Source organism: Flavicella sp. IMCC45668, assembly GCF_057219105.1.
Genome location: NZ_CM170114.1, coordinates 2,805,356 through 2,828,759 on the forward strand (window position 1 = coordinate 2,805,356; position 23,404 = coordinate 2,828,759).

A 23,404-nucleotide genomic window follows, 5' to 3' on the forward strand; every position below is an offset into this window, starting at 1 on the left:
ATTTTATTACTCTTAATTTTTTTTTCTCTCATTAGGTTCTTCTATTTTAAAAGTCGAATTGAATTCCTAATCTGTATTGAGATGTGATAGGATAACTACCTCTGTCAATTCCTCGAGTAGCAAGGTTGTTACCTCCAATTTCTGGGTCAAATCCAGTATATTTCGTAAAAGTCAATGGATTTTGAGCCGCAACATAAAGTCTTAACTTTGTTACACCTATTGATTCCGTAACCTTTTTAGGTATCGTGTATCCAACATTTACGTTACGTAAACGAATGTAAGATCCATCTTCTAACCAATAATCAGTGAACCCTCTGTAGTTGTCATGATCTCTTCCGCGGTTTACAGGAATAGTAGAAGCGGTGTTGTTTGGAGTCCATTGATATACTAAATCTTTATGCGTAGCGTATTTATATGCAAAAGCTGCACTACCATTCATTAATTCAGCCCCAAAAGAACCATACCATTGCATAGAAAAATCAAAACCTTTATAATTTGCATTGAAGTTCAAACCAATATTATAGTCAGGAGTTCCACTTCCAGCATATTGACGATCATCGATACTGATTGTACCATCTCCATTCGCGTCAATCATTTTTAAATCTCCAATTTTAGCAGTTGGATTGACATTTGCTTGGTAGTCAGCTAACTCTTCAGCACTTGAGATAATTCCATCCGTTTTAACTAAAAAGAACGCCCCTGCTTCATAGCCTTCAGCAATCACAGAAACTAAATCCTCGTTATTGTTATCTGCTACATTACTTCCGTCTAGATAAGCGATTTTATTAGTACCGCTCATTTTTGTGATCGTATTTTTGTTTTTGGTGTATGTTACTCCAACATTCCAATTGAATTTACCTTTATGACGATAGTTCATTGCGATTTCTACACCTTTATTTTCCATATCACCCGTATTTAAGGTAACGGTTTTGTCGTTTGGCCAAACCCCTGTAGTAGGCGGAACTAATAGAGGGAATAGCATGTCTTGTTTTACTGTTTTGTAGATATCTGTACTTAAAGTAATTTGGTTTTTAAGAAAACCGAAGTCGATACCAATATTATCTTGAATAGATGTTTCCCATTGCGTAAATCTGTTCTTATAGGCTAATTGAGTTGCACCCAAAACAAGGTTGTCTCCTTGCTCAGGACCAAAAACGTAATCTTGATTTAAGGTAATTGTTGGTTGGTAACTGTAATCTAAAATTCCTTGGTTACCGGTGGTACCATGACTTGCTCTTACTTTGAATGAGTTTACAATGTATTTAGCAGGTTGCCAAAAAGTTTCATCAGATACGTTCCATCCTAAGGAAACAGAAGGGAATGTTTTGTATCTATTTTCTGGAGCAAATCTAGAAGAACCATCACGTCTTGCACTTAAGCTTAAAAGGTATTTTCCTTTGTAATTGTATTGGAATCTTACCAATGCACCAAGTAGTGTGTTCGTTTTATCTTGAGTCCATTTATTTCCTGTTCCAGCATCAGCATCTCTTAAAGCTCCTTCAAGGGTGGTAATGTCATTGCTGAAAAAGTCTTTTTTACTCGCAAAAAATGATGTGTAGTTGTATCTTTCAGCAGAATATAAAGCCAAAACTTTTACATTATGACTTCCAAAACTTTTGTTATAGTTAATGAAGTTTTCCCATGTTGCTTTTTCGGATCTATCACTTTGGTTCCAAGCACCTGATCTTTGCTGTACCGGTACTGGGTCTCCATCTTCATTAAATACTTCAAAAAGAGGATTGATACGAACACGTGTATTGTTTGTGTAAGCCATACCAAATCTTGTAGTAAACCTAAAGGCATTATTGATTTTATAATTAGCCGTGATGTTTGCGTTTAAGCTTTCTCCATTTCTTACATCTGTTTGTTGAAGTTTGGTAGAAATGTTACTCAAGTTGATTGTCTCATTTTGATCTCCACCTCCTGGTGTTTGAACTGTAGTTGCATTTGGGTCAATCTCTTGTTGGTGTGGGTGGTATTTATAGGCATCGGTTAATAATCCCCAAGCCGCATATTGTTGTTCTTCGATACGGAATCCCATACCTGTATCAATTTTCCATTTCCCTTTAGAAAATTGAGTATTTGCTCTAACGTTAATTCTTTCATAACCAGAGTTAATGATAATACCATCTTGGCTAAAGTAATTCCCTGTAATACTATATGCCAATCCATCTTTTCCTCCAGAAATACGTAATCCGTGGTTTTGAATAGGAGCAAAGTTTTGCTGCATTACCTCCAACAAGTTTGTGTTGTTTGTAAATTGTTCCACTCCTTGTTCTAAAGGGGTCCAAGTGTTGTTATAATGTGTTCCGTTATTAGCAGCAGCAGATAAGAATTTTACATATAAATCTTCTTCAAAGTTTACCAAAGGAAGACCAGAAGTGATGTTTTGAATACCGTAATAACTATCTGCATTGATATTCATTTGTCCCATTTGACCTTTTTTAGTGGTAATTAAGATTACTCCAGCTGCTCCACGTGTTCCGTAAATGGCTGCAGAAGCAGCATCTTTTAAAACATCAATAGTTTCAATTTCGCTTAAACTTAATTTAGGGTCACTTTCAAAAGGAATCCCATCTACAATATATAAAGGAGAACTACTAGCTTCAATGGAGCTTATTCCACGAATAATAATATTTGATTCAGATCCTGGTTGACCGTCACTAGCAGTTACGGTAACCCCTGCAATTTGTCCTTGTAACGCAGTACCTAAATCTGCCGTAGAAGATTCGATTAAAGTTTCAGATTCAATTCTTGCAACTGCCCCAGTTACTTCCTTTTTTTTCTGTGTACCGTATCCAATAACCACTACCTCTTCTAATGCTGCAACGTCAGAAACAAGTTCTACGTTTACAACCGCTTGTCCTTTTAGGGGAACTTCCTGTGCAATAAAACCTATGTAGCTAATTAATAAAGTGCTGTTGGCATCGGTTTTTAGTGAGTAGTTACCATCAAAATCAGTTACAGTACCGTTTGATGTTCCCTTGACAAGAACACTAACACCGGGTAGTGGCTCCCCGTCTCCTGTAACAATTCCGGTAACGGAGATCGTTTGTGCTTGAATTGTACCAAAGCTAATTAATAACAGGCATGTTATAAAAAAAGCTTTGAGTTTCCAATTAACAAGTAATTTGAATTTCATATTGATTAGTTTTAAGATTAGACTACAAATATTTAGATTTTTGCTCCTGGTTAGGGAAACAAATGATTTTATCGGGGAAACAAATCCAATTTTTAATCGTGGTTTTAATATTGGTTTTGTGTGTTAAAAATCAGTAAATCAGTTATTTGAGATGGTTTGTTGTTGGGTTGGTTTGTTTTTCTATTGGTTTTATGTTTGATTTTTTAGAAAAATTAAAGAACCATTTGTCGTGTTTTTTTTTATTTCTCTTTCTCTTAATTTATTGTCAATGAGTGAACTTTGAAAAAAATCAAACTACATTTGTTTTTTCTAGATTTTTCTTAAATTACAAAGTATCTTCCAAAAAAAATCTGTTTTTTGATTTTTTAATCAGATGTTAATTGGAACCTTAGCTACTATTAGATTATGAGAATATTAAATACTAAATCAAAGTTCTACTTCATTACAAGCATCTGTATTCTTTTCTTTTGTGGTCTAGAAGCGCAAAATTCTGTGATTTTTGATAAGTTGACCACTCGAGACGGTTTGTCACAAAATGATGTAAATGCCATTTATCAAGATGATAAAGGGTATATGTGGTTCGGAACTCATGATGGGCTGAACAGATATGATGGATATGAGTTTACGGTGTTTACACCCGATTTGTCAAATGAGAAGAGTATCAACAGTAATTTGATATGGAAAATTATTGGAGATTCTAAAGGAGGTCTTTGGATTGCTACCACAGGAAATGGTATCAATTATTTTGATTCTCAAACTGAGGAGTTTATACATTTTATCAATGATAAAGATGATGAAAACAGTTTGTCTAATGATTATATCACTTCTATTCTAATTGATTCTGAAAATAGACTTTGGATTACAACCGCCGTTGGTATTGATATGCTAGACTTAAATACGCCTTTGGATAAGGCCAAGTTTATTCATTGTAATTTAAATAAAGATAAAGTTTTTGATGTTTGGAACGGAACGCATATTTCTCAAATTTTTGAGGATAGTCATAAACAAATTTGGGTGGCCAGTGCAAAAGGGGTTCATAAATTAGAAAGTGATAAAGATGGTCATAAATATTTTCAATGGTATAATGTTTTTTTAGGAATACCGGAATCTGGAGTGAGATGTTTGAGTGAGGATCAATATGGAAATTTAATTTTAGGGACGCATAATAATATTTTTATAGTTTCAAAAAGAGGGTATTCTAAAAAGGCTATGAAGGTCTATTGGGGTAATTTTACAGATATTGTAGTTGATAAAGAATATATCTGGGCGGCTACCAATAGAGGATTGATGCAATTCAAAACTTTAGACGATGGAGTAAAGCCAGTTCTTGTAAACTTTTTTAAAAATGACCCAAACCAAAGAAGAAGTTTAAGTTCAAACAGTGTGAAGTCTTTGTTTATTGATGATACTGGGATTTTGTGGGTTGGTACTTATGGAGCTGGAATTAATAAATACGATCCGCATAAAAAACAATTTCAACATTTTTTAAAAACCGGTGAGTCAGGAAGTTTGAGTAGTAATAAAATTCGATCGATTCAAGAGGATAAAAATGGGTTTCTTTGGGTCGGTACCGAGGGAGGAGGTTTAGATATTCTGTCGAGAATACATGATGATGGAGTTTATAATAAATTTGAATATGGACAAGATTTTGTAACTGCCTTCACTATTGAAAATGCGACTATTGGAGGAAGGGATAAGGTATTGGTAGGTGGGCAATCTACGCCAAACCTGTTTATGGTAGATGTTACAGAAGAAAAGGCAGTATCAGAGTTAGTTTTTGAACCCGTGAAAGAAGTCACAAGTACGGTGTTTTCTGTATTACAGGATAGCAAATTGAATTTATGGATTGGTACTTATAATGGAGGGGTAAGAAGATGGCTGTCCTCAGGAAGTGAGGGAGAGTTTAAGAAGGATATACTTTTTAAAAATGATAATCAGGAGAAAAGTATTTCTAATAATATTGTAAGAGATATCTATGAAGATCATTTTGGAAATGTTTGGTTCGCAACGGGTGACGGTCTGAATATGTTGACTAGAGAAGAGGCCGTTGCACGAAATCCAAAATTTGTAGTTTATAAAAATAGTAGAAAGGATTCAACAAGTATCAGTCATAATTATATACTAACCTTATATGAAAGTTCTAAAGGAGAAATGTGGATTGGAACTTTTGGCGGAGGATTGAATAAATTTGTACCTGCTACAGAGTCAAGTCCTGCCCATTTCAAAAGGTATTCTACATTACATGGCTTGCCTAATAATGTGATCAAAGGAATCTTAGAAGACAAACAAGGAAATCTTTGGGTTTCAACCAATCGAGGAATTTCTAGGTTTGATACAGAACATGAGATTTTCAAAAATTATGATGTAAATGATGGGTTGCAAAGTGATGAGTTTGGAGAGTTGGCCTGTGTGGTTCGAAAATCTGGCGAGTTTATTTTTGGAGGTGTAAATGGTTTTAATTCTTTTTATCCAGAAGAAATAAAAAGTAATAATATCAATGCACAAACAGTATTAACGGATTTTTTAATTTTTAATAAATCGGTAAAAATTGGAGAGGAAATCAATGGTAGAGTTGTTATTGATAAATCTATCAATGAGGTTGATGAAATTGAATTATTGCATAATGAAAATAGTTTTTCTTTTGAATTTGCAGCATTGCATTATGCTGCCTCTAACAAAAACACCTATGCCTATAAATTAGAGGGGTTTAATAAAAAATGGTTGTATACCACTTCAGAAAATAGATACGCAACGTATACTAATTTAGAACCAGGTTCCTATGTGTTGAAGGTAAAATCTTCTAATAATGATGGAGTTTGGGACACCACTCCGGTGGAATTAAAAATTAAGGTGATTCCGCCTATTTGGAAAACAAGTTTTGCTAAGATTTTTTACTTGTTGTGTGTTTTAGGATTGTTATTTGCTTTTAGGCGTTTTACAATTATTAAAACTACAAAAAAATACGACCTAGAGTTAGAGCATCTTGAAAAGGAGAAGAAAGAAGAAATTCATAAGCTGAAGTTAGAGTTTTTTACAAATATTTCGCATGAGTTTAGAACTCCGTTAACCTTAATCAATGGTCCTTTAGATTATTTGTTAAAACAGGGCGATAAAATTACACCTAAAGAAGCACGTGTTCAATACAATCTAATGAAAAAGAACACCGGGTATTTACTGCGTTTGGTGAATCAGTTGATTGACTTTAGAAAAATGGATAGAGGAAAGCTTGATTTGAATATAGCCAAAGGAAATATAGTGGCTTTCTTAAAAGAGGTTGGCGAGCCGTTTCAGTTTTTAGGAACAAAAAAGAATATCAATTTTAAAGTAGTAAACAAAGAAGCTACCATTATCAGCTGGTTTGATTCTGATGCCTTGGAAAAGGTGGTGAATAATTTGTTGTCAAATGCATTTAAGTTTACACCAGAAGAAGGAGAGATTTCTTTGGAAGTTGCTGAGGCAGATCAATACCCAGAATTGTACGAAATGTCAAAAGGACTGGAATTAAAAGACTACGTTTTAATCAAAGTTCAAGATTCTGGCCCAGGAATACCTGCACATAGAATTAATCATGTTTTTGAACGTTTTTATATGGAAGTAGATAAACTAAAAATGAACATGAAAGGTTCAGGTATTGGTTTGTCTTTCACAAAAAACTTGGTAGAATTGCATCAAGGGGTAATTAGTGTAAAGAGTAATAGCGATGATGGAACGTGTTTCTATGTATGGTTGCCAAAAGATAAAGCTGCCTATTTAGATAAAAAAGGAGTTAGTTTTCAACAAGATTTTGAGACGGATAGTTTTATTAGCCAAGAGGATGCAGAATCTCAGGCAATAGATGTTATGGATGAAATTGTTGATTCGAATATCAATAGGTCAAGGTCTAAACTTCCTGTATTGTTAATTGTTGATGACAATCAAGATATCCGATTGTTTATCAAGCAAGGGTTAGGGGAAAGCTATTATATTTATGAAGCAGAAAATGGAGAGCAAGGTTTTGAAATAGCAAAAAAAGTAACTCCTAATATTATTATTACAGATTTGATGATGCCGGTAATGGATGGTGTTGAATTTTGTAAAAGTTTAAAAACAACGCAAGAGACGAGTCATATTCCGGTGATAATGTTAACGGCAAAAATGTCTCAGGAGTCAGAGATACAGGGATTAAAAACAGGGGCAGATGCTTATATTAGAAAACCTTTTGATATGGAGCTCTTGCACTTGAAACTGCAAAATACCTTAAAGTATCGTCAAGAGTTAAGAAAGAGATTTAATAGAGAGATTACACTACAACCAACAGAAGTAACGGTAACATCTACTGATGAAGATTTCTTGCAACGTGCCATTGGAGTGGTAGAAAAACATATGATGGATACCGAGTTTAGTGTAGAGTTTTTAGTGAAAGAAATGTATTTGAGTAGAAGTCATTTTTATCTGAAAATTAAAGAATTAACAGGTTTGTCTTCAAGTGAGTTTATTAGGAATATTAGATTAAAACGAGCGATGCAGCTGCTTACAGATTCAGATTTAGCGGTAAAGGAAATCATGTATATGACTGGTTTTAATACAGCATCCTATTTTTCTAAATGCTTTAGAAAACAATTTGGATTGATACCGAGTGAGTATTTGAAACAAATCAAAGGAGATGCAGGAGCAACCGAAGGAAAAGGCGATACTTTCCAAGCATAGGAGAAAAAGTATAGTGATATAAAAAAAGGCTTGAAATTAATTTTCAAGCTTTTTTTTGTTCTGTTTTAAAAAGCAATCACCTGCAATAGTTTCAAATCAGTATCTGTTCTGTTGAGTCCTTTTACTTTATAAATGGCCGTAAAATGTTTACTTGTTTGTAAATATTCCTTTTCAAATTTTGAAATACTATCCAAATTTGTGAAATAAGCCACTGTGGCACTTACTCCAATATCGTGTTGCGAAAAGAATACAAAGTGTTCTTTGTTACCAATACTCGTGTACTTAGAAACCAAGGCATATTCTTCTTGTGTGTTTTGTGAGTTAAACGAGTAACTTTTATTTTCAGCTGCTGTCAGTCCACTAATATGTAATGTGTTGTCAAGGATTTTGCAATAAGGGTTGGCTTCGTTGAAAAAGGTTAAAAATTGGTTTTTGTTTTTAGAAGGTCCAACATAAATAGCGTTGCTTTCTTTTATCTCAGGAATGGTAGTCTGGGTTGAGAATCTGATTTCAAAACGGTTGTTGTGCATCTGAAATAATTCTTGAATTTTTTGTGTAGCCAAAGCGCTCATTCTTGTACTGTAACTATAACTAGCGGGGTTTATTTTTCCTTTCAATTCTGGTTTGTCATCTATCAGTTGGTAAAAATCTTTCGTGTTATTGATGTTAAAATCTCGTGTCCATCCTCTTTCTCCTGTGATGGTATTTCCGGCTATTCCAAAATGATCTCCTATGTATAGATTTGTTTGCTGGTTGTCATCTAGAAAATTCTTCCACATCACCGGTGCGGTAGGGGTTTTTGATATAAGAAGAATCACTATCACGGCGCCCAACAAACCAAGGTAGGGAAGGGTAAGTTTCCAGTTGATATTTTTTATTGGGTTTACTTCTTTCTCTGTTTTTACGAAACTAATTTTATACTGTCCTTTTTCAATGGCCAATTTCCAGGTGTCCTGCTTTCCTTCGTTTTGATAATATGCGATTAGTTTTTTTCTAAGGTTGTAAACATTCACACGAACTCGAGGGTTGTTTTTTTCAGAAATGTCCTTGTTGCCAAAAAACTCTATATCAATTACCCCTTCCTTTAATTCTATATTTTTAAGGGTTGCTTCATGTAAGTATTGCAACAAAGCGCTACTTGTTGGAGCATTTTTTAGGGTATTGCTGTTTCTGATTTTTGAAACGATTTCCTGTTTTTTAGATTTTCCGAGTTCCATGTATGGTTTCTGTTTTCCTTTGATTTAAAGGGGTTTTATGCGGTGCATTAACCGTTATAGGTACCGTTAAAGCTGCGTTAAAGTTAAAAAAAGAATGTTAGATAGCTACATTTGAAGAACAAATCTTACAAAGCTACTCTATGGAAGCTCTAATTCTATAGAGATTTTAAGATTTAAATAGTTACCTAAATACACCTAACAATGAATACCTTTTTACATGAAAATTTTATCTTAGAAACAGAGGAAGCTCAGCTACTGTTTCATAAGAATGCCTCTCAGATGCCAATCATAGATTATCATTGTCATTTGGATCCAAAAACCATTGCAGAAAATAAAAAGTTTAGAAACTTAACGCATTTGTGGTTAGATGGAGATCATTATAAATGGAGAAGTATGAGAACGAATGGCGTTGCTGAAAACTATTGTACTGGTGATGCTGAGGACTTTCAGAAATTTAAAAAGTGGGCGGCTACAGTACCTTATACCTTAAGAAATCCCTTGTATCATTGGACACATATGGAGTTGAAATCTTTTTTTGGTTATGAAGGAGTGCTTAATGAAGATACTGCTGAGGAAGTTTGGGAATTGGTAAATAAAAAATTAGCGACAGATGCCTATCGTCCACAGGGTCTGATGCAGATGATGAAAGTGGAGTTGGTGTGCACTACCGATGATCCTATCGATTCATTAGAATACCATATTGAAATTGCAAATAGTGATTGTAAAACCAAAGTACTCCCAACATGGAGGCCAGATAAGGCCATGGCTGTTGAAAATACAGAGGAGTACAATAATTATATAGATACGTTGGGAGTTGTTGCTGAGGTTCCCATTGTAACTTTTGAAAATCTTATGGAGGCCCTTTTGAAGCGTCATGACTTTTTTGATAAAGTAGGTTGTCGATTATCAGATCACGGAATTGAAGAGTTTTATGCAGATGATTATGATGTAAAGGAAATAAAAACAATTTTCTTTAAAGTAAGGTCTGGTATTGATTTGCAGGAAAATGAAGTACGAAAATTTAAATCGGCAATGTTGTATGAATTTGGATTGATGGATCATAAAAAAGATTGGACGCAACAATACCACTATGGAGCGATAAGAAATAATAACAGTCGATTGTTAGAAAAATTAGGTCCAGATACGGGTTTTGATTCCATTCATGATATCAGTGTGGCTGCTTCGATGTCAAAATTTTTAAATACCCTTGATAAGACAGATCAATTGGCTAAAACCATTATTTATAATTTGAATCCTGCCCATAATGATGTTGTTGCAACGATGATTGGGAACTTTCAAGACGGTTCGGTTCCAGGTAAAATTCAATTTGGTTCGGGTTGGTGGTTTTTAGACCAGAAATCTGGCATGGAAGATCAAATGAATTCACTCTCTAATTTAGGTTTACTCAGCAGGTTTATTGGAATGTTAACGGATTCTCGTAGCTTTTTGTCTTATTCAAGACATGAATATTTTAGAAGGATTTTATGTAACTTATTGGGGAATGATGTTGCCAAAGGAATGATTCCTAAGGATATGGAATTGTTACAAAAAATGGTAGAGGATATCAGTTATTATAACGCTAAGAATTATTTTAATTTTAATTAAAAAAAGCATGAAATTTTTAAATCTAAAAAGATTCATTTTTTGCCTTGTATCATTTCATTTGTTTGTACAAAGTTCAGTGAATGCGCAGGAATCGGAAATTAAATATTTATCAGGTACTGGAAGCGATGCTACTGTTGCTTGGGATTTTTTTTGTTCTGAGGGAAGAAAAAGTGGAGTATGGACAAAGATAGAAGTGCCTTCTTGTTGGGAGCAACAAGGTTTTGGAGCTTATAATTATGGTACAGATAAAGTAGAAGACAGAGCGAAAGAGCACGGATTGTACAAGCATTCTTTTTTGGTTCCAGAGGATTGGAAAAAGAAAGATGTTAAAATTGTTTTTGAAGGTGTAATGACGGATGCTGAGGTAAAAATAAATGGAAAGTTGGCTGGAGAAATTCATCAAGGATCTTTCTATGAATTTAAGTACGACATCCATAAATTTTTAAAATTTGGAAAACAAAATGTATTAGAAGTTAAAGTAAACAAAATATCTGCCAATGCATCTGTTAATCATGCTGAGAGAGTTGCAGATTTTTGGATATTTGGTGGGATATACAGACCTGTTTATTTAACAATAGCTCCGAAAGAAAACATACAACGTTTGGCAATTGATGCAAAAGCGAATGGAGATATTACAGCGGATTTGTTTGTGAACTCAAAAAAAACAAATTCTGTAGCGGTTTCTTTGTTGGATCTTCAAGGGAATAAAATTGAAGAGTTGTCAATTGATAAGATAGAAAAAGAATCAGGGAAATGGCATATTAGTACTCATGCGAAGGATATAAAATCTTGGAATCCAGAACACCCAAATTTGTATGAATTGGAGTTTAGATTGTTGAGCAAAAAAGGCAAATTGATTCATATCTCTAACAAAAGAATTGGATTTAGAACGGTTGAAATACTTAAAGGCGATGGGATCTATGTAAATGGAGAACGAATTAAGTTCAAGGGTATCAATAGACATGCTTTTCATCCTAAAACAGGAAGAACAACCTCTAAAGCAATTAGCATAAAGCATGTTCAAATGATGAAAGATATGAATATGAATGCGGTGAGAATGTCGCACTATCCGCCTGATGTTCATTTTTTAGAAGTTTGTGATTCCATAGGCTTATTTGTGATTGATGAAATTTGTACTTGGCATAATCCAATGTTAGACACTGAAGTTGCGCGTAAAATTGTAAAGGAAACTGTTGTAAGAGATGTGAATCATCCTTCAATTTTATTGTGGGCAAATGGAAATGAACAGGGATGGAATCCAGAAGTGGACGGAGATTATGCGCTTTGGGATATTCAAAAACGAGAAGTGATTCATCCATGGAGTATCTATAAAAAAACAAACACAATTCACTACAGTCATTATCATTCACTGGTCAATGATTCTTATACTAAAGATAAAATTTTGTTTCCTACTGAATTCTTACATGGATTGTATGATGGAGGACATGGTGCAGGTTTACAAGATTATTGGGAGAAAATGTGGAATTTGCCTTTAAGTGCAGGAGGTTTTTTATGGGATTTTGCAGATGAAGGGATTGAAAGAACGGATAGGAATAATGAAATAGATCTTCAAGGTAACAAAGCAGCAGATGGTATTGTAGGCCCATATGGAGAGAAGGAAGCTAGCTATTTTACCGTTAAAGAAATATGGTCACCAATTTATATTGAAGATCGTTTTATCAATGAAGATTTTAATGGGGTTTTTAGATTAGAAAATAGATATCACTACACCAATTTAGAGGCTTGTACAATGACGGCAAAGTGGATCGAATTTGAAGGTCCAAAAGGAGGGAAAGAGAAATTAATTGCTAAGAGTAATGTGGTGCTGCCAAGTTTAGATCCTGGTTCAAAAGGAAAATTTACAATTGAAAAGCCTAAAAATTGGCAAAATGCTGATGCGCTACATTTAACAGCCGTGGATGCAAAGGGTAGGGAGATTTTTACTTGGAGTTATCCAGTAGCAAGACCCAAAGAATTGAATGCAGATAAAGTTGATTATTCAAAAACTGGTAAAATAAACACTAAAACTAAAGACGGTATTATTAGTGTCAGAGCTGGAGAGTTCCAATATGAATTTTCTGAAGAAAATGGAATTTTAAAAAAGGTTACAAATGGAACTCAAATTATTCCTTTAAACAACGGACCTTTTATTTTAAATCAAAAATCAAAAATCAAAAGCGTCTCCGTAAAATCATTAAAAGACAAAGTTGAAATATTGACAATTTTTGAAGAATCTAGCAGATCACCATCATGGTCTACCATAAAGGAAAAGAGATCTGATATTGTAAAATGGACTGTACATTCTAATGGTTTGTTAGATGTAAGGGTTGAATTTAAAGGGTTTAGAAACCTAAAGGGGTATAGAGGAATTACTTTTTCTTTTCCTGAGGAGGAAGTAGCTGGAATGAAATGGTTGGGAGATGGACCTTATAGAGTTTGGAGAAATAGAATCAAAGGAACACGTTTTCAAGTCTGGGAAAATGATTATAACAATACTGTAACCGGACAAGCAGGTGAGGATGAATTTGTATATCCAGAGTTTAAAGGGTTCTTTTCAAGTTTGTATTGGTCTACCATAAAAGGAAATCATAATAATGGATTTACAGTGTATTGTAGAACACCGCATACTTATTTAAGAATGTTAACGCCTGAAGAACCAAAAATTAATAAGTCAGGTGCGCAGAAAGAGAAAATTCACCCCTCTTTTCCAGAAGGAGATATTTCTTTTGTAATGAATATTCCTGGAATGGGAACTAAATTTGATTTTTCAGAAAGTACAGGACCGCACGGAAATAATGAACACTATTTTGGTAATGATGATGAACCAATTGTACTAGACTTGACTTTCGATTTTAACTAGATCACTAAAAGAATTGCAAAATGAATTTAAACTTAATACTCAGAACTTTTACTTTGATCTTGTTGGCAGTTTTTGTCTCTCAAGTCCAAGGACAAAACGTTAAAACAATTAAAAAGTATTTGTCAGGAACCGATAAAGATCATACCGTTTCATGGGATTTTTATTGTTCGGGCGGAATGCAAAGTAAAAAATGGACCCAAATAGAAGTGCCGTCTTGTTGGGAACTTCAGGGCTTTGGGAACTATAATTATGGTAGAGATTTTAAAATAAATAAACCCTATTTTGATGAACATGGAATTTATAAACATTCCTTTTTTGTAGCGGAAGCCTGGAAAAACAATGAAGTGAAAATTGTTTTTGAAGGAGTGATGACTGATGCGGAAGTTAAGATAAATGGGAAATTAGCTGGAGAAATACATCAAGGAGCTTTTTATGAATTCAAATATTCTATTTCAAAATTATTGAAATACGGGGCTGAAAATAAATTGGAAGTAACGGTACACAAACGCTCGAGTAATGAATCTATCAATGCAGCAGAAAGACAATCTGATTTTTGGATTTTTGGAGGGATTTATAGACCTGTGTATTTAGAAGTATTGCCAAAAGAAAATATTGAGCGCGTTGCTGTGGATGCAAAAGCAAATGGAAATATAACGGCAGCTATTTTTACCTCTTCTAAAAAGATTGATAAAATAAAGGTGCTTTTGGAAGATGATTTAGGGAACAAAATTCAAGATTTGAACCTGACTACGATGGAAAAAGGAAAGCAAAAATGGACCGTTGCTACCCATGCAAAAAATATCAAAACCTGGAATCCTGAAAGTCCGAATATGTACAGACTAAAGATAAGTTTGTTAAATAAGAAAGGAGCCATTTTGCATAGTGTTTATCAAAAAATTGGTTTTAGAACAGTTGAAGTTAGAGAGAGTGATGGTATTTATGTAAATGATCAAAAAATAAAATTCAAAGGTGTCAATAGGCATTCTTTTCATCCTGAATCTGGTAGAACAACGTCAAAAGAATTAAGTATCAGGCATATTGAGATGATCAAGGATATGAACATGAATGCAGTTCGTATGTCTCATTACCCTCCAGATGTTCATTTTTTAGAAGCTTGTGATTCTATAGGTCTGTTTGTGTTAGATGAAGTTTGTACATGGCATGTGCCTTATTTAGATGTGGAGGTTGGAAAGAAAATTATAAGAGAAACCGTAACTAGAGATGTAAGTCATCCTTCAATATTGCTTTGGGATAATGGAAACGAAAGTGGTTGGAATACACAACTCGATGATGAATTTGCCAAATGGGATATTCAGCAGCGTGAGGTAATTCATCCTTGGGGGATTTTTAAAAAAACAAACACGTTTCATTATGTACCATATCATGGATTGGCTTATGACGGATATGCAAAAGATAAAATTACATTTCCAACAGAATTTATGCATGGTTTATATGATGGTGGACATGGGGCAGGTTTAGATGATTATTGGAAATTAATGTGGCAGATGCCTTTAAATGCAGGTGGTTTTTTATGGGATTTTGCAGACGAGAGCGTGGTTCGTACTGATAAAGGAGGTGTTCTTGACGCTGACGGAAATCATGCACCTGATGGTATTGTTGGGCCGTATGGCGAAAAAGAAGGGAGCTATTTTACGATTAAGGAAGTATGGTCTCCTATATTTATTGAAGATAGGTTTATCAGAGATGGTTTTAATGGCAAGTTTAAGGTAGAGAACCGCTATCATTATACGAATTTAAACGCCTGTAAGATGACGGCCAAATGGGTTTCTTTTGAAGGACCAAACGGTGCTGCAGGGGAACAAGTAAATGTTGTAACGAATGTAATCATGCCCTCAATCACTCCTGGGAATAGAGGTGTTTTTAAAGTTGATTTGCCAGATGCTTGGCAAAAGAATGATGTGTTGTATTTAACAGCGACAGACCCTAAAGGAAAGGAGATTTTTACTTGGTCGTATCCTGTTAAAATGCCAAAAGAACACAACGCATTACAAGTTGTAAGTGAAGAGAAAGGAAAATTATCACTGAAGGAAACAGAGGAGAATATAGTGGTTACTGTAAAGAATTTAGAGCTTACATTTTCGTCAAAAAACGGACTCATATCAAAAGTGGTAAAAGGAGATGCTCTGATTCCATTAACAAACGGACCTGTTATTTTGGATAGTAAAAATGAGGTGGTTTCTGTAACGGTTAAAAAATATAAAAAGAAAGTCGAAATAACGGCGCTTATGAAAGCCAAGAAAAAATATTGGGACTGGAAAGAGAATACAGAAATGTATCAAGACTATATCAAATGGACGGTGCATCCTAATGGTTTGGTAGATCTGCATGTTAGTTTTAAAACTTCCCGAAAGACGAAGGTGTGTAAAGGAATTACTTTCACGTTTCCAGAAACGGAAGTTGCCGGTATGAAATGGTTGGGAGATGGTCCGTACCGAGTTTGGAGAAATAGAATGAAAGGAACTCAATTAAAAGTTTGGGAAAACGATTATAACAATACCATAACGGGTGAGTCAGGTTATGTGTATCCAGAATTTAAGGGATTCTTTTCTAGTTTGTACTGGGCAAAAATTAGAGGAAATCATAAAAATGGTTTTAATGTTTATTGTCATTCAAAAAACACTTTTTTGAGGATGTTAACACCAGAGGCTCCAGCAGAACCTTTAAGAGGTTCGGCAGTTACAAAGTTTCCTAAAGGGGATATTTCTTTTGTGAAAAATATTCCAGCGATTGGTTCAAAATTTAAAAATTTAGGAGAAATGGGACCAACCAGTAACGAAGAAATGATTTTTGGAAACGATGATGAAATGATAAAAGTGGACTTAACTTTTGAATTTTAGTGTTGCTTTTATTACAAAGAGAATTTAAATAAACTAAACAATTAACATGATGCATAAATTTCTATACCTACTGATGTTTGCAATGGTAACCGTTGCCTGTCAGAATAAACAAGAAGAACAACAACCAATGAAAGGTGATCAAAAGGAATTTCCTTTTTTTATACCTGCAGAGAAACCAGATCGCCCTTTGAGTGCGGCTGTGCAAAGAAATTATGATGCTTATGAAAACATCCGTCCTGAGCAAACAGAATTGTATACACAGTTTAAGTATACGAAATTAAAAGGGCTTGATTATAATGATGGTGATGGTACGATTACAAGAAGAGACCCTTCAAAAGTAATTTTTGAAAATGGGAAATACTATGTTTGGTATACGGGTAGAAAAACACCAGTAAAACCCGTAGGGATGTCACGTGCTAAAGAGGCAACGGATGTAATTCCTTCAGCTGATTGGGATTTAGCGGATATTTGGTATGCTACTTCTGAGGATGGTTTTACTTGGAAAGAGGAAGGTATAGCCGTGCCAAGACCGCCAAAACCACAACCAGGATGGAGGTCTGTTACCACTACAGATATATTAAAATTTAAGGACAAGTATTATTTATATTTTCAGGCATTTATGGAGGCTAGTGGATTAAGAGGTGACTTTTGTCCAGTATCAGTTGCCGTGGCAGATTCTCCAGATGGCCCATGGAAACATACTGGGAAAATCGTTATTCCTAATGGTCCGGAAGGTTCTTGGGATCAATATTCGATTCATGATCCGTACCCTTTAGTACACGATGGTAAAATTTATTTATACTATAAAGGAGATTTTGATAAGCGTCCGGAATTAAAACCTTCTAAGATAAGAATGCAAGGATTGGCAATTGCAGAAGACCCATTGGGACCTTTTGAAAAACATCCCTTGAATCCCGTTATTAATTCTGGACATGAAACAACTTTATTTCCTTTTAAGAAAGGAGTTGCAGCAATCGTTCAGCGAGATGGGCAAGAGCATAATACCATTCAGTATGCAGAGGATTGGGTGAATTTTGAAATAGCTGCCATTACAGAATTATTACCCGTAGCGGCGGGTCCATATATACCAGATGCTTTTACGGATACTAAAGATGGTAAAGGGATTACATGGGGGATTTCTCATTTTATCAATGCTGGCGGAAATTGGAGACATTCTATCCTGACTCGTTTTGATTGTGATTTGAGTACAGAAATTCATGATGATGAGATGAAAAGACATTATTATAACTACTCTCCAGAGTTTCATTACAAAAAGCACGGTTTAAGTAAGAAACAGCGAAAAAGAATTTCAGAAGAAAACAACAAAATAAAAACACAACAGTAGTTTAAAACAGAGAACACTAGGTGAAACGAGATCGATTAGTTTTTAAGTTTTTTTGCTTCCTAATCTTAGGAGGATTCCATTATGTGTGTACGGCTCAGGTAAACCATGTTAAGGTTGATATGAATACGCAACATATTGTAGGTGATATAGAAGAGTTTGACCGTGAAAAGTACATTACGATACACGCGAGTTTGTCTAGTGATTGGGCTGGCGATCATATTGTGTCAGATATTAGAAAGGATTTTTTAAAGGGGTATGATGTGTACCTTGGTAGAGAAACTGGAGGTTTAAAAGGGGCTTTGAATGCTGTAAAAGAAGATCCTAATAGACCTGGCTTTGCCGATGTTACGGATATTCAAAAATTGGGAGCAAGATTTGTACAATCTTATCAAAGGAAACCCAACTTGTTTGGCTACGAAAAAAGGTTGAACAATATGGTTGTTGGAGCTCAGTTTCATCCAATTTGGCCAGAAGGAAAACTTACCAGAAAGGGTTGGGCGCTATCTGAGTCAAGTTCTAGCAAGGAACCATTCGGAACTGCTAGTGGTGAGTTTATGGCTCACTACTTAAAAAGTTTTTATCCAACTGGGGAAATGAAAAAACCTAGGTTTATAGAAGTAATAAATGAACCGATGTGGGATTTAGTACCTAAAAAAAATAGAGGTATTGCAGAGAAAGAAGAGGCAGCAGTAGCTAAGATGGCTGAATTTCATTCTACCGTGGCTCATGAAATAAAAAAAATAAACCCAGATGTTTTAGTGGGAGGTTTTACTTGCGCATTTCCGGATTTTGAACAGTATGATTTTAAGAGGTGGGAATATCGATGGAAAAAATTCATTGATTTGACAGGTGATGATATGGATTTTTGGTCGTTGCATTTTTATGATTTCCCATGTAAACAGAAATATGAAAATGGCAAACTAAGCTATATTAAAAAGTATCGTAAAGGAAGTAACTTGAAAGCTTCTTTAGATATGTTAGAACAGTATAGTATGATAAAGTTTGGAAAGATTAAACCTATGGTCATCTCGGAGTATTCGGTTCAAGCACATCGGTATAGGGATTTAGCATGGACTCCTTGGAGAGATTTTCTGTATGTAAAAAGTGCCAATGCTATGTTGATGACTTTTATGGATCATTCAGAATCAGTGGCCATGGCAATTCCGTTTTTTATGTTAAAATGTGAATGGGGTAGAACTAAAGACGGACATCCCTATAGAAGCAGGTTATTTAGACAGCAATTTGAGAAAAAAGGTGAAAGTGGGGAGCAATGGGTGTATTCGGATTTAGTTCAGTTTTATCAACTATGGTCTGATGTTAAGGGAAAGAGAATTGCTATTGAATCAAACAATATAGATATTCAAACCCAAGCTTTTGTGGCGGGTAAAAAGATGTATGTTATTTTAAATAATTTATCTGAACAGAAACAATCTATAGCATTAGATGTTTTAAATCCGAAAGGTTATAGATTAAAAAGTATCAAGGTAAAACATCATTATGCTCCTTATAAATCAATTGAAGTTGAAAGAGAAGGAAAAATTGAGGAATCCGTTTTCAAAAATATGTTGGATAATGTTGTGCTAGAAGCAGAAGGTACGATGGTTTTAGAATACAGTTTTCAGAAATCTATAAAATTAGTCAAAGCACAAGAGGAGTTTAAATATTATTCAAAAGAATATTACCAATCTATTGAAGCGAATACTGAGCTTACCTTTACTATAGATAGTGTTGTTGTCAATCAGTGTAGAAAGGCAGTACTAAGAGTTGGAGTCGGTAGAAACCATGACAAAAGTTTAATGCCTAGGGTTCAGATCAATGGAAAAAGTCTAGAGTATTCAGAGGTTATTGCTGGTGATTTACAAGAGCAAAGAGATCGTTTTTATGGAGTTCTAGAAATTCCAATTCCTGTAGAGTATTTAACAAAGAACAACCATGTAAGTATTGCATTTCCAGATAATGGAGGACATGTAGCATCTGTAACGATGAAAGTTTACAATAAAAAAAATAAATAGATGAATTTGATTAAGTTTTGTAGTGGAGTCCTGTTAGCTGGTTGGATGCTTGCTGGCTGTAGTGGTATGCCTAATAGTGAGCATAAAAAACCAGTTGTTTATAAGCCAACCTTTGAGTCATTAAAACAACATGGGGCTGCTCCAGAGTGGTTTGCAGATGCTAAATTAGGGATGTATTTTCATTGGGGCCCCTATAGTGTTCCGGCTTACGGAAGCGCTTGGTATCCTCATAATATGTATAAGGATAATAATAAGGTTAGGAAACACCATGAAGAAACTTACGGAAGTATTTTTGAATTTGGGTACGAAGATTTTATTCCAATGTTTAAGGCTTCTCAATTTGATCCCGATGATTGGGCATCTTTATTTAAACAAACGGGAGCAAAGTTTGCAGGGCCCGTTGCGCAGCATCATGATGGTTTTGCCATGTGGGATAGTGAGGTGAATCCTTGGAATGCATCTGATATGGGGCCAAAAAGAGATATTTTAGGGGATATGTTTGAAGCTCTTCAAAAGCAGGGGTTGAAAACCATAGCCACATTTCATCATGCAAGAAATGGACAGCGAAATGCAAATAATCCTGAGTTGTGGAAAATAGCCTATAATAGCCATTATGTTTATCATCCAGATTTGCCAACCGCAACTAAAGATCCAAAATTGCGCAAGTTATTTGGAAACTTTGAAACGATAGAAGAGTTTAATGACTATTGGTTGGATCAGGTAAACGAAGTGGTAGACAAGTACAGTCCGGATATTTTATGGTATGACTCTTGGCTAAACCTTATCCCAGAAGAGAAAAGAAATGAAATGGCTGCGCATCATTTTAACAATGGATTGAAGCAAAACAAAGAAGTGATGTTAGCACATAAACAGCAAGATTTACCTTTGGAGTATAGTGTGTTAGACTATGAGCAAGGTGGTAGAAAAGATTCATGGCCGACTCCCTGGATGACGGATATGACATTAGGTCAAAGCAGATGGATGTATGTGGAAGGGCATCCTTATAAAACTGCAGATTTGGTGGTGAGAAATATGATTGATATTTGGAGTAAAAACGGAGTAGTGTTGCTTAATGTTTCTCCTACTGCAGAGGGTGTAATCAATCAAGAACAAAGGGACGTATTAAAAGAAATTGGAGATTGGATGCAAGTGCATGGGGAGGCTGTTTACGGCACAAGACCACATAATTTATATGGTTTTGGAAATGCTTCAACAGGGCATGGTCATAATGCAGGACAATCTTCATCCGTTGAGTATACAGCAAGTGACATTCGTTTTACGGTAGCAAAGGATAAAAAAGCCATGTATATTTTCTTTTTAGGAGAACCAAAACAAGGCAAAAAAATTGCCATGAAATCAATTGGAGGGTATCATAGAAATATTCCTCCAGGAAAAATAAAAAAAATTACTCATTTGGGTTCCAATAGGAATACTGAATTTGATGTAACAACGGCTTCGTTTTATTTGACGATTCCATATGTAGAAATGAATAAAATCGCGAATGTGTTTAAATTAGAGTTAGAGTAGTTTAGACAGGTAAATTATGTTAGTTGATTTTTATACCCGTCCATATTGGATGGGTATTTTTTTTAAGGAAAAATAGAGAGATATCCTCTGTAGAATTGAAAAGTATAACCATTGTATAAAAAGCATTGAGTTTCTGTCTAGCATAAAAAATGGTATATTCAGCAGTCAATTCATAAGTTTGTTTTTTAACAGGTATTTGTTGGCTTGATTCTTTTTTTGAAGAGTTTTTGCTCAATACCGTAAAGATGTTCTATAATTGATAGAATCTAATGATATGAGAAAACTGGTTTTTGTATGCGTTTTGTTGAGTTCAATTTCTTTTTGTGGTTTTGCGCAAAAGTTGCAGAAAGAGATGAAAAAACCCAATGTTATATTGGTCTTGACGGATGATCAAGGAATTGGAGATTTAGGTTGCCATGGAAATCCTTGGTTAAAAACACCAAATATTGATAAGTTTTATAAACGGGCTATTCGAATGACCGACTTTCATGTGAGTTCTGTATGTACCCCTACAAGGGGAGCAATTATTTCTGGAAGATATCCTATTAATAATGGAGCTTGGGCAACGTATAAAGGGCGAGATGCTTTATCAGAGGGAACACCTACGATGGCTGATGTTTTCAAGCAAAATGGTTACATAACAGGGATGTTTGGAAAATGGCACTTAGGTGATAATTATCCGGTTAGACCGAGTGATTGTGGTTTTGATTATGTTGTTCAGCATAAGGCTGGTGGCGTAGGAGAGTTGTCTGACTATTGGGGGAATAATTATTTTAACGATGTGTATTTTGTAAATAACAAACCCAAGCAATTTAAAGGGTATTGCACTGATGTATGGTTTGATGAAACAATGAAGTTTGTTGCAAAGCATAAAGAAAATCCATTTTTTATCTATTTGGCTACGAATGCTCCTCATAGTCCTCATTATGTAGACCCAAAATACGCAAAGCCGTATAAAGAAAAAGAGGGGAAAGAAATAGTAAATGCAGATTTTTACGGGATGATTGCCAATATTGATGAGAATTTTGGAAAATTAGATCGGTTTTTAAAAAAGAAAGGACTTGCAGATAATACCATTCTTATTTTTATGACAGATAACGGAGCAACAGGTGGCTTGAGTCGAGATGGGAAGCGAGGTTATAATTATGGATTTCGTGGTAGAAAAGGAGATAAAGTAGAAGGAGGGCATCGTGTACCTTTTTTTATTCGTTGGAAAGATGGAAAAATTATAGGAGGTAAAGATATTGGAACAACAACGGCACATGTAGATTTGATTCCAACCTTAGCGGGATTGTGTGGTATTCAAGTGCCATTAAATGTGCATTCAGATGGGGTTGATTTCTCTCCAGTATTGAGAGGAGAAAAGAAAAACCTGGAAGAACGAACCATTTTTGTTCATAATAGACAAGATTGGCGACCCCCAACAGATGTAGCTAAAACGTGCATTGTAAAAGAAAATTGGCGTTTGGTAGATGGTAAAGAATTATATGACATCCAAAAAGATAGAAAACAAAAAAATGATCTTTCCGAGGTTTATCCGGAAGTTGTGGAACAATTGTTAAAGGATAATGCGGCTTTTCTGAAAGTAACTAAACAATACCCAGAATATTATCAGTTTCCATCTTTTGTTGTAGGTGGGGCAGGCCAAGTGGAAACAAAACTTACCATACAGCATGCCATTGGAAACGATAAACCCATTTGGAAAAGTGAGCAGGTAGCAGCGGGTGTTTTAAATCAGAACAATACGCATGCCCTTAGAGTAGCCTCAAAAGGGTTGTATAAAATTTCTTGTAGGAGATGGCCAAAAGAGTGTTCAGGAAAAATTTTAGGAGTTCCTGAAAGAAATCCAAAGGATTGGTTTTCATATAAAGAGATTTCTCCTGAAAAAGTTCGGATACAGATAGCGAACCAGATTTTAGAAAAAAACATTCATGATGAGGATGAAGAGGTTGTTTTTTATGTAGCATTAGATACTGGAAAAACCTTTTTGATTACAGATTTTGTAGAGGGAAAGAAATCTTATGGGGTTTATTATACCTATGTAAAAAAGATGAATGATTGATGCATTTTTAAGAGGTTGTTTTTTTAGAATTACGGGGTAAGTCATGTTTTTGATCTGTGTTTTACTCATGCATAAAAGTTGTAATAATTA

The 23,404-nt window shown here is 34.8% G+C and carries 10 protein-coding genes; 8 read left to right on the plus strand and 2 right to left on the minus strand.

Annotated elements, in window-relative coordinates:
• Window positions 1-46: 46 nt before the first annotated feature.
• Window positions 47-3,142, minus strand: a complete 3,096-nt coding sequence (locus AC2DZ0_RS11500) for a SusC/RagA family TonB-linked outer membrane protein (protein WP_484641891.1) — start codon at window positions 3,140-3,142, stop codon at window positions 47-49.
• A 405-nt stretch (window positions 3,143-3,547) separates the two neighbouring features.
• On the opposite strand from AC2DZ0_RS11500, the gene AC2DZ0_RS11505 reads away from it, so the two are divergent.
• Window positions 3,548-7,828, plus strand: a complete 4,281-nt coding sequence (locus tag AC2DZ0_RS11505; RefSeq protein ID WP_484641893.1) for a two-component regulator propeller domain-containing protein — start codon at window positions 3,548-3,550, stop codon at window positions 7,826-7,828.
• 65 nt (window positions 7,829-7,893) lie between these two features.
• Here the strand turns inward: AC2DZ0_RS11505 and AC2DZ0_RS11510 are convergent, their stop codons facing one another.
• Window positions 7,894-9,045, minus strand: a complete 1,152-nt coding sequence (locus AC2DZ0_RS11510) for a hypothetical protein (RefSeq protein ID WP_484641894.1) — start codon at window positions 9,043-9,045, stop codon at window positions 7,894-7,896.
• 201 nt (window positions 9,046-9,246) lie between these two features.
• On the opposite strand from AC2DZ0_RS11510, the gene uxaC reads away from it, so the two are divergent.
• The 7 genes from uxaC (at window position 9,247) to AC2DZ0_RS11545 (ending at window position 23,314) form a co-directional block, all read left to right on the plus strand.
• Window positions 9,247-10,650, plus strand: a complete 1,404-nt coding sequence (gene uxaC / locus AC2DZ0_RS11515; RefSeq protein WP_484641896.1) for a glucuronate isomerase — start codon at window positions 9,247-9,249, stop codon at window positions 10,648-10,650.
• Window positions 10,651-10,657: 7 nt separating this feature from the next.
• Window positions 10,658-13,510: a glycoside hydrolase family 2 TIM barrel-domain containing protein gene (locus AC2DZ0_RS11520; protein ID WP_484641897.1), complete on the plus strand. Its 2,853-nt coding sequence runs from the start codon at window positions 10,658-10,660 to the stop codon at window positions 13,508-13,510.
• A 20-nt stretch (window positions 13,511-13,530) separates the two neighbouring features.
• The gene (locus AC2DZ0_RS11525) at window positions 13,531-16,368 is read left to right on the plus strand and encodes a glycoside hydrolase family 2 protein (protein ID WP_484641898.1); all 2,838 of its coding nucleotides are present in this window, start codon (window positions 13,531-13,533) and stop codon (window positions 16,366-16,368) included.
• Between the two features lie 46 nt (window positions 16,369-16,414).
• Window positions 16,415-17,713: a glycoside hydrolase family 117 protein gene (locus AC2DZ0_RS11530; RefSeq protein WP_484641900.1), complete on the plus strand. Its 1,299-nt coding sequence runs from the start codon at window positions 16,415-16,417 to the stop codon at window positions 17,711-17,713.
• Window positions 17,714-17,832: 119 nt separating this feature from the next.
• Complete coding sequence (locus AC2DZ0_RS11535) at window positions 17,833-19,725, plus strand: hypothetical protein (protein ID WP_484641901.1); 1,893 nt, start codon at window positions 17,833-17,835, stop codon at window positions 19,723-19,725.
• A complete protein-coding gene (locus AC2DZ0_RS11540; protein WP_484641902.1) occupies window positions 19,726-21,252 on the plus strand; it encodes an alpha-L-fucosidase in 1,527 nt (508 codons plus the stop codon).
• 274 nt (window positions 21,253-21,526) lie between these two features.
• Window positions 21,527-23,314 (plus strand): arylsulfatase, encoded by a 1,788-nt coding sequence (locus AC2DZ0_RS11545; RefSeq protein WP_484641904.1) that lies wholly within the window; start codon window positions 21,527-21,529, stop codon window positions 23,312-23,314.
• Window positions 23,315-23,404 lie beyond the last annotated feature (90 nt).